This window comes from Vibrio sp. 661, from assembly GCF_033339315.1.
In the GTDB taxonomy this organism is placed as follows: Bacteria; Pseudomonadota; Gammaproteobacteria; order Enterobacterales; family Vibrionaceae; genus Vibrio; species Vibrio alginolyticus.
In genome coordinates this window covers 158,657-173,087 of the sequence record NZ_JAWOUJ010000007.1, presented here as the reverse complement: position 1 = coordinate 173,087, position 14,431 = coordinate 158,657, and the positions used below count along the sequence as shown (strand labels likewise).

Genomic DNA, 14,431 nt, shown 5'->3' with positions numbered 1-14,431 from the left:
GAGCTTGCATTATGTGATTTCTTGTATATAAAGATGCTTTCGCAGTTTATACCTAAGTAACATTGTGATGACCAAAGTAAATGTTACTTAGGTATAGAATACTACGATCAAATTACCCCTCACGGGTATCCGACCTCTGTAATAGAAGGACATAAGATGGCTCTGGATAAAGTTTTTATTGAACAGTTAGAAGTTATCACCACCATTGGCGTGTACGACTGGGAACAACAAATCAAACAAAAGTTGGTTCTAGATATTGAAATGGCGCACGATAATAAGCCTGCGGGCAAAAGTGATGATGTGCAAGATGCACTGGATTATTCGCAGGTGAGTGAGGCGGTACTTAACCACATTGAAAATGGTCGTTTCTTATTGGTCGAGCGCGTGGCTGAAGAAGTAGCAGAGCTTATCATGCAGCGTTTCTCTGTGCCTTGGGTGAAAATCCGCCTAGCGAAGCCTGGCGCCGTGCCGCAAGCACGTGCTGTTGGTGTGGTGATTGAGCGAGGCCGAGCATGATCACCACTTATATCGGTGTTGGGACGAACGTAGAAAGAGAGCAACATGTGCTTGCTGCGTATCAGGAGCTGCAACGGCTTGGAGAAAATCTCCTCGTATCACCGATATATGAATGCGAACCTATTGGTTTTAGCAGCAAGAATTTCTACAACTTTGTCGTTGCAATGCGTACCGAGTTGTCATTAGAAGAGTTGAGCCATCAACTACGCGAGATTGAATTTAAGTGGGGACGCGAAGAAAACGCGCAAAAGTATCAGGATCGAACACTGGATCTCGATATAGTGTTGTTCGGTGAGCGCGTCTCCAAGAAAAAACCTGAGCTACCTCGCAGTGATATCTACAAATATCCTTTTGTCACAAAGCCGCTGTATGATCTCGAACCGCAATTAGTGATCCCAGGCGATGGACGCACAGTCGCAGACATTTGGCATGCTATGCAGCCAGTCGATTCGCTCAAACCCGTTTCCTTTCATTTTTAATTTGAGTTGTTTACATGAGTTATTTTGAAGCCTTTATTTTGGCTCTGATTCAGGGGCTGACAGAGTTTTTGCCTATCTCAAGCTCTGCCCATTTGATCCTGCCTTCCGCTATTTTAGGATGGGAAGATCAAGGTCTGGCCTTTGATGTTGCTGTTCACGTCGGTACATTAATGGCTGTCGTGATCTATTTTCGTCATGAAGTAATCACTTTGTTTCAAGCGTTATTTGCTTCGATCTTTAAAGGAGATCGCAGTAAAGAAGCTAAATTGGCTTGGATGATCGTGATTGCGACGATTCCAGCTTGTGTGTTCGGCTTATTGATGAAAGACATCATTGAAGTGTATCTACGTAGCGCTTACGTTATCGCGACTACTACGATCGTATTTGGCCTGTTGCTATGGTGGGTAGACAAAAACGCTAAACTCGTTGCCGATGAATACCAAACGGGTTGGAAGAAAGCTGTATTTATCGGTATTGCTCAAGCCTTAGCGATGATTCCTGGAACTTCACGTTCAGGGGCGACCATCACAGCAGCGCTTTACCTTGGCTTTACTCGAGAAGCGGCTGCGCGCTTTTCATTTTTAATGTCGATCCCAATCATTACATTAGCTGGTAGCTACTTAGGCATGAAGTTAGTGACCAGTGGTGAACCTGTCCATGTTGGTTTCTTAATGACTGGCATTATCACATCGTTTATCAGTGCGTACATCTGTATCCACTTCTTCTTGAAGATGATTTCACGCATGGGCATGACACCGTTTGTGATTTACCGTCTGATTTTGGGCATCGGTTTGTTCGCTTTTCTATTAAGTTCATAATTGATGTTAACGAAAAACGCCCGCGAAATCCGCGGGCGTTTTTGTTTGTTCGTTACTTCTTAAGTGCTGCTTTCACTGCTTCAATACGTCGTTTTTCTTGCTCGTCACGAATCGCAGGGCCTTTAAAGCCCTCTTTGATTATGATTTGAACGTCAACTGCCGCTGCTGCTTGGTAGGCTTGCCTAAAAATATCCGCCTGTGGATATGGTTGCGTTTCCAGTCCTTTACGACCAGCGTGATCCGCTTGGCAGCAAAGCAAGATATCTTGCAGACGTTCGGACTTACGCCACACATCGAGCTTATTGAGTATTTTAATTATGGTTTGTGGTTTAAGTTCAGCCGCGCGATGAATATTGGAGTGCTGTTCGCACACCATCAAGGCTAAATCACGAAACTCATTTGGTACCCGGACACGTTCGCACAGCTTTTTGATCAGTTTTAATCCTGTATGGCAATGCATTTTGTGGCTTGGCCATTCGCTCTCTGGCGTCACGCCCTTACCCAAGTCATGCACTTGGGCGGCAAACCTGACGGGGAGTGAGTTACTCAATTTTGCGGCTTGCTCTGCCACCATCAAAGTATGGATGCCAGTATCGATTTCTGGATGCCACTTCTCAGGTTGAGGTACGCCAAATAGTGCATCAATTTCAGGTAACACCACGGTTAATGCACCACAGTCTCGTAGAACCGATAAGAAAATATCAGGGCGAGGAGTAGAGAGAGATTTATGCCATTCTTGCCAAACACGCTCGGGAGTCAGTGTGCTCAGCTCTCCGGACTCTGCCATGTGACGCATTAACCGCATGGTTTCGTCGGCAACCGTAAAGTTTAGATCAGCAAGCTTCGCTGCGAAGCGAGCGACACGTAAAACGCGTAGAGGGTCTTCAATAAAGGCGTCTGATACATGGCGTAGCAGTTTATCGTTGAGATCTTGCTGGCCACCATATGGGTCATGGATCGTGCCATCACTCTCCATTGCCATCGCGTTAATGGTTAAATCACGACGTATCAAATCTTCTTCTAAGGTGACGTTTTGATCGAAGAAACATTCAAAACCAGTGTAACCAGAACCTGACTTTCTCTCTGTTCGTGCAAGGGCATATTCTTCTTTACTTTTGGGATGCAGAAATACAGGAAAGTCTTTACCAACGGCGGTGTATCCTTGGGACAGCATCATCTCGGGCGTCGAGCCTACGACCACCCAGTCGTTGTCATAACTATCAATTCCGAGCAATTTATCTCGAACTGCGCCACCTACTAAATAAACTTGCACGAATTACCTCTTAATTTATGGATATGCCGTTGGACATTGTAGCAAGCAATGGTACTTTTCTTTACTCCTAAGAATAGAAGAAGAGCGTTTATACCATGTCTGACTATTCCCAGGTGGTTTTTTAGCTGGAGAGCCTAATGTATAAGGACTTTTTTGGGTTTGTCGAACAACCATTTTCGATTGTTCCAAACTCACGTTATTTGTATTTAAGCCAACGTCACAAAGAGGCAATCACACATCTCCAAGCTGGGCTAGGCGATGGCGGTGGCTTTGCTATGCTTACTGGCGAAGTAGGTACAGGCAAAACGACCGTCGCAAAAGCGATGCTGGCGAATTTGGGTGATAACACCAAAGCGGGTCTTATTCTCAATCCCACGTTTTCGAGTAGAGACTTGCTCGAAGCCATTTGCGATGAGTTCAAAATCACCTATCCGCCAGATGCAAACCTCAAACAGCTAAACCAGGTTATCCATCAATATTTGCTGCGTAATTATCGTTCAGGCTGGCAGACATTGCTGGTCATTGATGAGGCTCAACACCTTGCTGCCGACGTTCTAGAGCAGTTGCGCTTGTTGACCAACTTGGAAACCGATACCAGAAAATTGCTCAAAGTGTTGTTGGTCGGGCAGCCTGAATTGCAGCGGTTATTACAAACAACACAACTACGCCAACTTGCCCAGCGTATTACCGGGCGTTATCACCTGTTGCCGTTGGATGAAAAAGAGACAGAAGATTACATCGCATTTCGACTACATACAGCAGGTGGCGACCAGCAACTGTTTAATCGTGCTTCTTGTAAACTTATAGCCAAATACAGTCACGGTATACCGCGGCTCATCAACCTTATCTGTGACAAATCCCTCAACATTAGTTATCACCAGGGTAATGTGGTGGTGGATAAGCAAACCGTTCAGCAGGCCTGTGAAGAGGTGATGCAGTTTCAGGCAGATATTTATCAGCAAGATAAAAAAGAGCGCCGGACTTTCCGTTGGCCTGCTTGGGGCTCTGTCACGGTAGGCCTTATTGCTGCATTAAGTACGGGGTGGGCGGTCGTGAATTATATGCCAGCTCAAGCGACGTCAGTGTTGACACAAGTGACGGAGCCAAGAGTAGAGCCAACACCAACCGTCGTCAGCCAACAGTTAACTGATGAGCAGCGTGATTTATTGTTAACACAAAAACAGTCGAACCTCGCTGTAAATGATTTGTATCGTTTGTGGGGATATCAAGCATCGGTTCGCGATAATCTTTGTTTGTCAGAACCGCAGTCGACTATGCGTTGTGAGCGTAAAATGGCGACTTGGCCGCTGTTGATGCAACAAAATCGCCCTGTGATCTTGGAGTTGAATTATCAAGGTGATGTTGGGTATGTCATTCTATATGCCGTCGGTAATGACCAAGCTGAAGTGCTCAATGGTAAGCAGCGTCTTCGTCTGCCAGTTTCGTGGCTAAAGCCGTTGTGGCAGGGCAATATTATCGAACTGTGGCATGCTCCGCTGAATGAAACATTACGTTTAGACATGGAAGGCCCTGCGATTGAAGTATTAGACCGATTATTAGCAGAAGCGGTGAGTGAGCCACTGCTTGAAACGTCTATTTTTGATGGTGCGATGAAAGAGCGAGTCGAATTATTTCAACGTTGGCAAGGAATTGGTGTCGATGGTATTGCAGGTAAGCGAACGCTAGACCGACTTCAGCAAAATGTTCAGCCAGATGCGCCTCAACTGGCGAGAATCGAGAAGGAGGACGCATAATGTCAGCTGTGAAACATATAGGTCTGTTCTTGCTGCCAATCACTGCTTCTGCTATCGGAGTCGCTTGGTACTTAGATCTCTTTGCACCGAGTGTTGAAGTAGATACAACGTCCCCGATAGAAAAGGTCGAAGTGGTATCACCTTTCAAAGTATTGGACTATCCAGAGAACACCCAGTTGGCCCAATTGCCAAGAGAGTGGCCAAGTGCAGAGCTATCGCGTGATTTTGGTACATTTACCACCCCCGATGAATACACGAGCCATACACCAAGCAGAGATGAAACACGCAACTCAGCATCAACCCAAACGACTTCTGCTGCTGAAGAGGACCTCGGGTTGTCTTTGGATGATCTGGATTTATCCTCATTATCTCCTGATTTAGCTAGGAAGGTCGAAAATGCCTTATCCCGAGATGATGACAATTCGTCATCACAAACGGCACGCGTGAACGATTTAGAGCGCAACGCTCACCAGTGGCAAGGGCGTCTACCTGCGCTTAATTTGCAAACCCATATGTATGCCAGTGATGAAAATCGCCGTTGGGTGAAAATTAACAATGTTGAGTATCATCAAGGGGATGTCGTTGATGATCAGGTCACTCTAAGAGAAATACAACCGCAAGCTGTGATTGTTGAGTTCCAAGGTGAGCAAATTCGTATACCAGCGTTGTATGAGTGGAAAGGGTAACTCTTGTAGAAACACATCAAGCCAGCGAAATCATATCGCTGGCTTTTTATTTTTCAGAGCATCTTTTGCATCTATTCTGGTGATGATTTCTAGATACTCAAACAAGCAAAATATAGCTTTCCTCAGTCGTTTAAATAGCACCAATATCATTCATCTATTGATAGCGCGATTCCAGTCAGCGTTGTGTAAAAAGACACCATCTTCACGAACTTCGGAGTAATGACTTGGTCCACGTTAGACCCCATCACATAATAGGAGTCTAAACAGAGACACATGCGTATTCTGATTTTTTCTTTAAGCATTGTTGCATCGACAAGCTATGCAGCAAAGCCAGACCCATTCCCAGTTACACCAGATAGTCGCGGGCAAGATTTCATGGTCAGTGCGACGAATCCTTACGTGAGCAGTACCGGTTACTCAATATTGAAAGAAGGCGGTAATGCTGTTGATGCTATGGTCGCGATGCAGATGGTGATGTCTGTCGTTGAGCCAGATATGACCGGAATTGGCGGCGGGACTTTCGCGCTGTTTTATCAACATGACGAGAAAAAATTTCTGGCCCTTGATGGTCGAGATGAAGCGCCCTCTAGCGCGAACCCTGAAATGTTTGTTGAGAATGGGGAAGTACTCAGTCGCAACGAAATATTAGGCCCTCGTTCTGTTGCGGTTCCGGGCACATTGCGGTTGCTTTACACCACTCATGAACAATATGGCAAGTTGCCATGGGCAGAGCTGATTAAGCCGGCGATTACATTGGCGAGCAATGGGTACGCGATGAACAGCTACACCTACGACATCGTAGTAAGAGAGCAAAGCCGACTTGAGCAAGATCCGGAAGTGAAAGCCTTGTATTGGCAAGGGGACGATATTAAGCCGACGGGAACCTTGATGAAGAACCCTAAGATGGCTGAGACGCTGAGGAAGATCGCGCAACAAGGCGATCGTTACCTTTATGGTGGTGAGCTTGGTCAGCACATCGTAGAGACGGTTAATAGTCGTATTGATGACCAACACGAGAAGTTGTCTTTAGAAGATTTTAAACATTACCAAGTGAAGCAGCGTGACATCATTGAGAGCGACTACCGTGGGAATAAAATCGTCTCTTTTGGTTACCCAGCTTCGGGCGGTGTGATGGTCGCTCAGAGTCTTGAACTGCTCGCACCCTATGACATTGCCCATATGGCGAAAACGGATGTGGAACCTTGGCGTCTCATGACTGAAGCGATGCGAATTGCAAAAGCCGATCGTATTGCGTATGCCGGAGATCCGGATTATGTGGAAACGCCAGTTGAACAGTTGTTGTCTAAAGCCTATCTAGATCAGAGACGTGATTTAATCCCTGATAATGGCACTTTAAAAGAGGATCCAAAAGCAGGACAGATAACGCAAACTCAGTATGCGCAATATCAAGGCTTCGAGAGCAAAGATACAGGGCATATTTCTATCGTCGATAGAGATGGAAATGCAATTGCGATGACCAGCACCGTTGGCACGGGTATGGGCTCGGGTGTGATGGTCGATGGCGTTATCTTGAATGCGCAGATGGCTAACTTCTCACCTCAGCCAACGGTTAACGGCAAGCCTACGCAAAACTCAATTGAAGCGGGCAAGCGTCCACGTTCGGCTATTACGCCATTAATGGTGATGGACAGTGATGATAACTTGCGTTTGGTGGTTGGGTCACCAGGTAGTTCACAAATCCCGGGGTATGTACTCAAAACCGTGGTTGGGGTGCTGGATTGGAATTTATCAGCGCAAGAGGCTATTGACTTACCAAACATCCAGTATGGCACTAAGATAGACCGCACCAAGTCTTATGACCCGACTGGTTTGCTGGTGGAAAAGAAAACGTTCGCAGAAATGTTGGTGCCTGAGTTTATGGAGCTTGGCTACCCAGTGCACGTTATTCCAGTGGTAAGCGGTTTGAATGCAATTGAGCTAAAAGATGGCAAGCTTTATGGCGCAACGGATCGTCGTCGAGCCTCTAGTTCAATGGGGGAGTAGTACTCACTTCTATCAAACGAAGCAAACTAAAAAGCCAGTCAATATCGACTGGCTTTTGCGTTCTTTTTAAAGATAAAAGCGTAAGGGTTTATGCCCAACCCGCAGGAGAGCGCTTTCTACGAGGCATGACATGCGGAAGAATCAAACCAAATAGTAAACCTAAACCTGCAACACCGCCGCCATAAGTGAAGTACTTAAGCAGCATGTCATCTTTTTGTGTATCCAGCTTTGCGCGTAGCTCGCGGTTTTCTGTTTCAACAGAAGTAAGCTGATCACTGATCTCAGAGTATTTATTTTCTAGATCTGAAATTTGTTGGTTACGTGTTTCGAGAGAGGTAACAAGACCGGCTTTCTCTGCATCAGAAGTTTGACGAGCATTAGCAAGCTGCTCTTTTACTTCGGCTAGCTCTTTCTCAATGCGAGGAAGGCGAATTGCCATGCTCTCTTGGTTTGTCACAAACTTGCTTTGTACCCAACCAGTGCGACCACGGTCATCACGAACTTGCGTATAGCCAGTATCTCGGTTGGTTTTAATCAGTTGTACTTTAGAACCGGCGTTAACACTACCAATAATACGGTAGGTGTTATTTGGACCTGAGTGCATAAAAGTGAAGAGGTCATCAGAAATATAACGGTCTGCTGCTAGGGCCGCTGGCGCTGCTAGCAAAGTAAACAAAACCGTGATGATTAGTTTTTTCACAGTAAATCCCTTAACGATTTTTCTTGGAGACAGCGTTGGCACCGAATGATTGGAGCCGGAAATAGACGAATAGTATGCAGTTTCAAACCTCGGTGCAACAAAGAAGGGAGGCAAAGCCTCCCTTTCTGTGCGTTTGAGTCAATAATGACAAAGCGCTTACATTCTATTGACGAGTGTCTTAAGCGAACATCGCTTGAAGTCCGTAGAAGAATACTACGGCCAATAACGCACCCGCTGGTAGTGTAACGATCCATGATGCCACGATGTTACGAACTACGCCTAGGTTCAGTGCTGCGATACCACGAGCAAAGCCAACACCGAGAACCGCACCAACCAATGTTTGAGTGGTTGAAATTGGCAGGCCTGTACCAGACGCTAGAACTACCGTACATGCTGTTGCTAGCTGTGCTGCAAAACCGCGGCTAGGCGTTAGCTCAGTGATGCCAGTACCAACGGTTGCCATTACTTTGTGACCCAGTGTTGCAAGACCGACCACGATACCAATACCGCCAAGAGGTAGAATCCACCAAGCGATGGTGCTTTTCGTGCTGATTTCGCCCATGTGTTCAACAGTCGATACGACAGCAGACAGTGGACCAATGGCGTTTGCAACGTCGTTTGAACCGTGTGCAAATGCCATCGCACAAGCGGTGATAACCATCAGAACGCTGAAGATACCTTCCACGCCAGAAAAGCTGCGGTCTTCTTCGCGATTAGCGAATTTTTTCTGGATGTATACGTAGCCGCCAATCATCACAAGTGCTGAAACTGCTGCTGCCCACATCCAGGCTTCACCATTGGTCAGGTGAAGACCAACGTGTTTTAGACCTTTTTTGATGGTTACAAGTGCAATCACCATTGTTGTGATGAACATGTAAACAGGTACAAAACGTTTCGCGTTAAACAGAGGGTTCTCAGTATCAAAAATCAGGCGCTGTGCGCTGACAAAGATAACGTAAGCAAAGAAACCTGAAATCACTGGCGTAATAATCCAGCTACCAACAATGCCTTGAACGCTGCCCCAGTCAACCGCTTCAGTACCTACTGATACGCATGCAAAACCAATGATTGCACCGATGATTGAGTGAGTCGTTGATACTGGCCAGCCCATGTAAGAAGCAAGAAGCAGCCATGTACCTGCTGCTAAAAGCGCAGACATCATGCCGTAGACAAGAACATCTGGTTGACTAGCAAATAAAGAAGTTTCGATTACACCTTTACGGATAGTGTCGGTTACTTCACCGCCTGCAAGGTAAGCACCTGCAAATTCGAAGATCATCGCAATGATGATAGCTTGTTTTACAGTTAGCGCTTTTGAACCTACAGATGTACCCATCGCATTAGCAACGTCGTTCGCGCCAATACCAATCGCCATCATGAAACCAAAAATCGCTGCAACAATAATCAGGACAGTGCCGTAGTTCGCAAGGATATCCATCGTAATACCTAGTTGTTTTATAACAAGCGGAACAAAATTTTACGCGCGCCAAACCATAAGACGATGAAAATAGTCATCGTCCCTATGACACGTGTTAATTATGCTCTTCGTTATGTCGTTAACTTTATGTTTTAAGATCGAGATAGCATGACTTCCAAACGAGCACCTACGCGCTGCGCTTGGTCGGCAATACCACCTACCCATTCAAGAATCTTGTATAGGAACATGACATCGATAGGGTTCATGTCAGCTTCAATCACCATCAACTGTTGGCGAAGTTCAATCTGCATGGCATCGGTATCATCTTCGATAACGTCTAATTGATGAATCATTTCAGCGACGAGCGTCACTTCACGGCCTTTGAAGCCGGTTTCTAGCAATTCATCAAGTTCATTGATTACCTTTTGCGCCTGATCGGCAGCATCAAGACAACGTTGAACGTAAGCGAGGAAGTTTGGTTGGAGAGCCTCAGGGATGACAAGTTGACGACCATATACACGGCCAGCAATGTCTTTTGCCAGGTTTGCAAGTTTGTCCTGTTGAGTCAAAAGCTCAAGCATGTCAGTACGGTCGACTGGCATGAACAAACCGCGAGGCAGTTTTAGACGGATTTCACGTTTCAGCACATCCGCTTCTTTCTCTAGGTGAGAAATTTGTGCACGGATTTCTGCTGCTTTTTCCCAATCACCCTTTGAAGATACTTCAAAGAATTTCACCAAGTGTGAACAACATTCGTTGACACACACAACGTGGCGTTGCAAAGGCTTAATTGGGGACTTTGCAAATAACCCCATAATTGTATTTACTGGCATGGTCATTCAACCTAATAACTATAACCTTAAAAAAACATACACCATTTCTGAGTGCTTGGCGAAATGTTGAACGATGGCTATAAAGGCGCGCATGGTAACGCATTAAATCGCTCATTAAAACTGTTTTAGATCATCATTCCGGCGATATTTCTCTCTTGCCGTGTGAGAAATTACGCAATATCCTGTTTCTATCTGCTTTGAAAGGTATAGCTATGGAAACCGAAATAGAACTGAAGTTTTTTGTTTCTCCTGAATTTTCAGAAACTTTAAAAGAAAAAATTTCTGAGACAAAAGTACTTCAGCATAGTTGTCGTGACTTGGGTAACACCTATTTTGATACTGCCGATAAATGGCTTCGAAAGCACGACATTGGTTTAAGAATTCGCCGTTTTGATGATGTATTCGTCCAAACCGTAAAGACAGCAGGACGCGTCGTCGCAGGCTTACATCAAAGACCAGAATACAATGCTGAGCACACTAGCGACGAGCCTAATCTGTCGCTTCATCCTCTAGATATTTGGCCTCCAGGTAAAGATGCAGAAACGCTGCAATCCGAGCTTATGCCATTATTCTCGACCAACTTCACACGTGAACAATGGCTGATTGGCATGCCCGATGGCAGTCAGATTGAAGTTGCCTTTGACCAAGGCTTAGTTGTAGCCAAAGGTGAAGACGAAGAAGAGAAGCAAGAGCCGATTTGCGAAGTTGAACTGGAACTTAAGTCAGGCCAAACCGAAGCTTTATTCACGCTGGCACGCAGCTTTTGCGAGCAAGGCGGTATGCGCTTGGGTAACTTGAGCAAAGCGGCGAAAGGTTATCGACTTGCAAGTGGTTATGCGGGTGATGAAGTAAAATCATTGGCACTTGTGGACAGTAGTCCGACGGATACCGTTGAATTTTGCTTGATCAACTCTTTAGAGCACGCTTTGTCTCATTGGCATTATCACGAGCAAATTTATGCTGAGCGTGACAGCGTGGAAGCACTGCGTGAAATCAATAATGCCATTCGTTTCATTCGTCAAACATTGACTATTTTTGGCGGGATTGTCCCTCGTCGCGCGAGCGCGATTCTGCGCCAAGAGCTTAAATGGTTGGAAGAAGAACTGAGTTGGTTGGATGAGCATGCACACCTTGAAGAGCTTTTAGATGACAAAGGCAATGTGCTGCGCAAGTTGGATGCGCGTAAGTTCTTAGTATCTGAGTTGACTCAGCAGTTACAAGAGTTGCCAAGCCGTGAAGAAGTGCTAGGGTTGCTCAATTCCGCGCGTTACACAGGGTTACTGCTGGATCTAAGCCGCTGGATCTTGGCGCGCGGTTGGCAGCCATTTCTTGATGAAAAAGCACGTGAAAAAATGGCAAGTAACATCATGCCGTTTTCAGTTACTCAGCTCGATCGCACTTGGGCTGAGCTAATGGAAGCTTTCCCAGCAGAGCGCGATTTGACGGCGCAAGAGTACGTTGATCAGCGTTATCGCTTATTGCGTAACCTCTATACTGGTATTGGTTTCGCGAGTTTGTATAACTCGGATGAGCGTAACAGCTTCCGTTTACCATGGGCGGATCTGGTGCATGGTATCGATGATCTGCTAATGCTGAACCACTTGCTCCCGTTGGTTGATATGCTGGAAGACGCAGAAAAAGAGCAGTTAGAACGCTGGTTGCACCGTCAAGAGCGCTCAATTTTGCATGCAATGGATCAAACCCGAGCGATCAGTGTGGAAGTTCAGCCTTATTGGCGTGAATGATCGTTCTGGTGGTAACGACAAAAAAATAGGACCGCATGGTCCTATTTTTTTGTCTCTGTTTTACGTTGTTGTAGCTCTTTTTCCATGAAATCGAGTCGTTCTAGTATTTGCGCTTGTTGGGTTAGGAGCTGCTCGAGCATACGTTCTTTATTGATTGAACTGTGCGTCTGTTGTTTCGTTGGGGCAGTAAGGATAGAGGTGATAAGACCCGAGATCATACCAAAGATACCCACCCCGCAAACAATGATGATGACAGCCAAAAACTTTCCTATGGAGGTCACAGGATAATGATCGCCGTAACCAACCGTTGAGATCGTTACAAATACCCACCACAAAGCATCGGCGCCAGTGCGAATATTCGCTTCTGGGTTTTTCGCTTCGATAAACAGCATTGCACTAGAACCGAGCGTTATGAGGATAACCATCAATAGCAGTATAGAGGCGACCGTAGTTTCGCGGCGGTTTTCTTTGAGCTGATGCAAAATGAACTTTGACGAACGCAGTACTAATACCACTCGCATAATATGAAAAATACGAGCAAAGCGCAGGGGCTCTATCAATGGGATGCTCGCCACGAAATCTATCCAATGACGTTTAAGGAATAACCAGCGATCTGTGGACCGGATCAAATCAATGGTGAGCTGTAGTAGAAAAATACTACAGATTATGAAATCCAGACCGATAAGAACTTGACGGGTTTCGTGATCGATCGGGAAAAACAACAAGCCAGAGATCACAAATAGTGCCATAAAAGACAATATTAGTGACAACAGGCCCATCGGTCGTGTGCTGTCTTTGATATCATTGTTTTTCATACGAAGCTCAAAATAAATCGCGTAACCACGCAAAGCGCGAACATAACTATAAGTAATATAAAGATTATAGATAAAGACTATATAAGACTCGGTGGAGAACTGACAATGGAAAAGCTGGCATTTAAGCCATGGGAAAGGGTCATATCCGACATTCGACTGGTGCCTAAAATGGTCATGTTGATGGTCTTCAGTACTGTCCTGATCGTGGCAAAACAACTGTGGGACGCAAACACTTTTTACGACTCACTTTTAGCGGCGACACAAAACGCGCAAGTTGCCCAACAGCATTATGAAGCATATTTAACGCAAGTTGCTTGGCAAACCGCCTTATTGATTGTGGTTTTTGTCGTGCTCTTATTAGCGGCGGCTAGAGTGATGTTGCGTCAAACACAGTATCTGAGCGACGCGATCAAACTGATGGCGAGCAAGAACCTCTCTGTTCCATTTGGTATGGATTGTAAAGATGAATACGGAGACGTGGCACGTGAATTAGAAAAGACACGTCGACAATTGCACGATGTGATTCAAATGCAAATTAATGCGTCTGATGAATTATCAACGCTCACCGAAGTCATGACACTGAGCATGTCGGAAACGAAGGAATCGGCGCAAGAAGAGTTTAACGAAATTGATCAACTTGCTACGGCGATGAGTGAAATGTCGTCGACGGTCCAAACGGTTGCGGAACATGCCCAGACGGCCTCTTCTCTGACAGAGCAAGCTTCCGCACAAGCAATTTCTGGTCAGCAGTTCTTGCAAAGTACAATGGCGAAAATGAGTGAACTTTCGTCGGATATCGCTTCATCGGCACAAGCGGTTAACCAAGTTGAAGAACGTGTTGAAGCCATTGGTAGCGTTGTAGGGACGATTCAAGGCATTTCTGAACAAACCAACCTGCTTGCACTGAATGCGGCGATTGAAGCGGCGCGAGCTGGCGAGGCTGGGCGGGGTTTTGCTGTGGTTGCAGATGAAGTTCGTAACCTTGCCCAACGTACACAACAAGCGACGGTAGAAATTCAAGAGATGATCGCACAGCTGCAAACCAGTGCTGAATCTGCGGTAGAACTCATGGAAAAAAGCGTTGTAGAAGCGGCAGATGGAAACGAGCTGGTTTCTAATGCTGGATCTGAGCTCGATGGTATTGTTGGGCAAGTGACGCAAATCAATGACATGAACTTCCAGATCGCGACGGCGTCTGGTCAGCAAAGCAGTGTTGCAGAAGAGATGAGCCAAAACCTCACCAATGTACGTGAGTTGGTTGAAGCCTCAGTTGTTGTTGTTACCGAGCTGCTAGAAACCTCTGAAATGATGCAAAATAATGCAGGTGAGCTAGACAAGAAGATCAAATCTTTCCAAGTTTAATATTCGATCCCGAACTTTTGATAAAACGC

13 protein-coding genes are annotated in these 14,431 nt (G+C 45.7%); 8 read left to right on the top strand and 5 right to left on the bottom strand.

Going from position 1 to position 14,431, the window contains the following annotated elements; translation table 11 throughout:
• The first annotated feature begins 156 nt into the window (after positions 1–156).
• Genes folB through R7P69_RS14570 form a run of 3 tightly spaced genes read left to right on the top strand, consistent with a single transcriptional unit; the run spans position 157 to position 1,813 of the window.
• Positions 157–516, top strand: a complete 360-nt coding sequence (gene folB / locus R7P69_RS14580; protein WP_005387458.1) for a bifunctional dihydroneopterin aldolase/7,8-dihydroneopterin epimerase — start codon at positions 157–159, stop codon at positions 514–516.
• A complete protein-coding gene (gene folK, locus R7P69_RS14575) occupies positions 513–995 on the top strand; it encodes a 2-amino-4-hydroxy-6-hydroxymethyldihydropteridine diphosphokinase (RefSeq protein WP_005387457.1) in 483 nt (160 codons plus the stop codon). Before folB ends, folK begins: the two co-directional genes overlap by 4 nt.
• 14 nt (positions 996–1,009) lie before the next feature.
• A complete protein-coding gene (locus tag R7P69_RS14570) occupies positions 1,010–1,813 on the top strand; it encodes an undecaprenyl-diphosphate phosphatase (protein ID WP_033906080.1) in 804 nt (267 codons plus the stop codon).
• Positions 1,814–1,865: 52 nt separating this feature from the next.
• Here the strand turns inward: R7P69_RS14570 and R7P69_RS14565 are convergent, their stop codons facing one another.
• Entirely contained in the window at positions 1,866–3,086 is a 1,221-nt protein-coding gene (locus tag R7P69_RS14565; protein ID WP_033906081.1) for a multifunctional CCA addition/repair protein, read from the bottom strand.
• 137 nt (positions 3,087–3,223) lie between these two features.
• Here R7P69_RS14565 and R7P69_RS14560 point away from each other — a divergent pair, with 137 nt between their 5' ends.
• The 3 genes from R7P69_RS14560 (at position 3,224) to ggt (ending at position 7,530) form a co-directional block, all read left to right on the top strand.
• Positions 3,224–4,840: an ExeA family protein gene (locus R7P69_RS14560; protein WP_033906082.1), complete on the top strand. Its 1,617-nt coding sequence runs from the start codon at positions 3,224–3,226 to the stop codon at positions 4,838–4,840.
• Positions 4,840–5,526 (top strand): general secretion pathway protein GspB, encoded by a 687-nt coding sequence (locus tag R7P69_RS14555; RefSeq protein WP_005387437.1) that lies wholly within the window; start codon positions 4,840–4,842, stop codon positions 5,524–5,526. The genes R7P69_RS14560 and R7P69_RS14555 overlap by 1 nt, the downstream gene beginning before the upstream one ends.
• Before the next feature lie 273 nt (positions 5,527–5,799).
• Positions 5,800–7,530: a gamma-glutamyltransferase gene (ggt, locus tag R7P69_RS14550; RefSeq protein ID WP_025768393.1), complete on the top strand. Its 1,731-nt coding sequence runs from the start codon at positions 5,800–5,802 to the stop codon at positions 7,528–7,530.
• A gap of 88 nt (positions 7,531–7,618) precedes the next feature.
• On the opposite strand, the gene R7P69_RS14545 is transcribed toward ggt, so the two are convergent.
• From R7P69_RS14545 to R7P69_RS14535, 3 genes are all read right to left on the bottom strand, one after another.
• Complete coding sequence (locus R7P69_RS14545) at positions 7,619–8,230, bottom strand: TIGR04211 family SH3 domain-containing protein (protein ID WP_005379900.1); 612 nt, start codon at positions 8,228–8,230, stop codon at positions 7,619–7,621.
• Positions 8,231–8,408: 178 nt separating this feature from the next.
• Positions 8,409–9,668, bottom strand: coding sequence for an inorganic phosphate transporter (locus R7P69_RS14540; protein WP_005379898.1), 1,260 nt, complete (start codon positions 9,666–9,668; stop codon positions 8,409–8,411).
• A gap of 131 nt (positions 9,669–9,799) precedes the next feature.
• Entirely contained in the window at positions 9,800–10,480 is a 681-nt protein-coding gene (locus tag R7P69_RS14535) for a TIGR00153 family protein (RefSeq protein ID WP_005379896.1), read from the bottom strand.
• A gap of 212 nt (positions 10,481–10,692) precedes the next feature.
• On the opposite strand from R7P69_RS14535, the gene R7P69_RS14530 reads away from it, so the two are divergent.
• Entirely contained in the window at positions 10,693–12,225 is a 1,533-nt protein-coding gene (locus R7P69_RS14530; RefSeq protein WP_104975843.1) for an inorganic triphosphatase, read from the top strand.
• Between the two features lie 41 nt (positions 12,226–12,266).
• Here the strand turns inward: R7P69_RS14530 and R7P69_RS14525 are convergent, their stop codons facing one another.
• Positions 12,267–13,040 carry a potassium channel family protein gene (locus R7P69_RS14525; RefSeq protein ID WP_025768395.1) on the bottom strand — a complete coding sequence of 258 codons (774 nt, stop codon included), beginning with the start codon at positions 13,038–13,040 and terminating at the stop codon, positions 12,267–12,269.
• Positions 13,041–13,145: 105 nt separating this feature from the next.
• Here R7P69_RS14525 and R7P69_RS14520 point away from each other — a divergent pair, with 105 nt between their 5' ends.
• Complete coding sequence (locus R7P69_RS14520; RefSeq protein WP_005379890.1) at positions 13,146–14,402, top strand: methyl-accepting chemotaxis protein; 1,257 nt, start codon at positions 13,146–13,148, stop codon at positions 14,400–14,402.
• Positions 14,403–14,431: the final 29 nt, after the last annotated feature.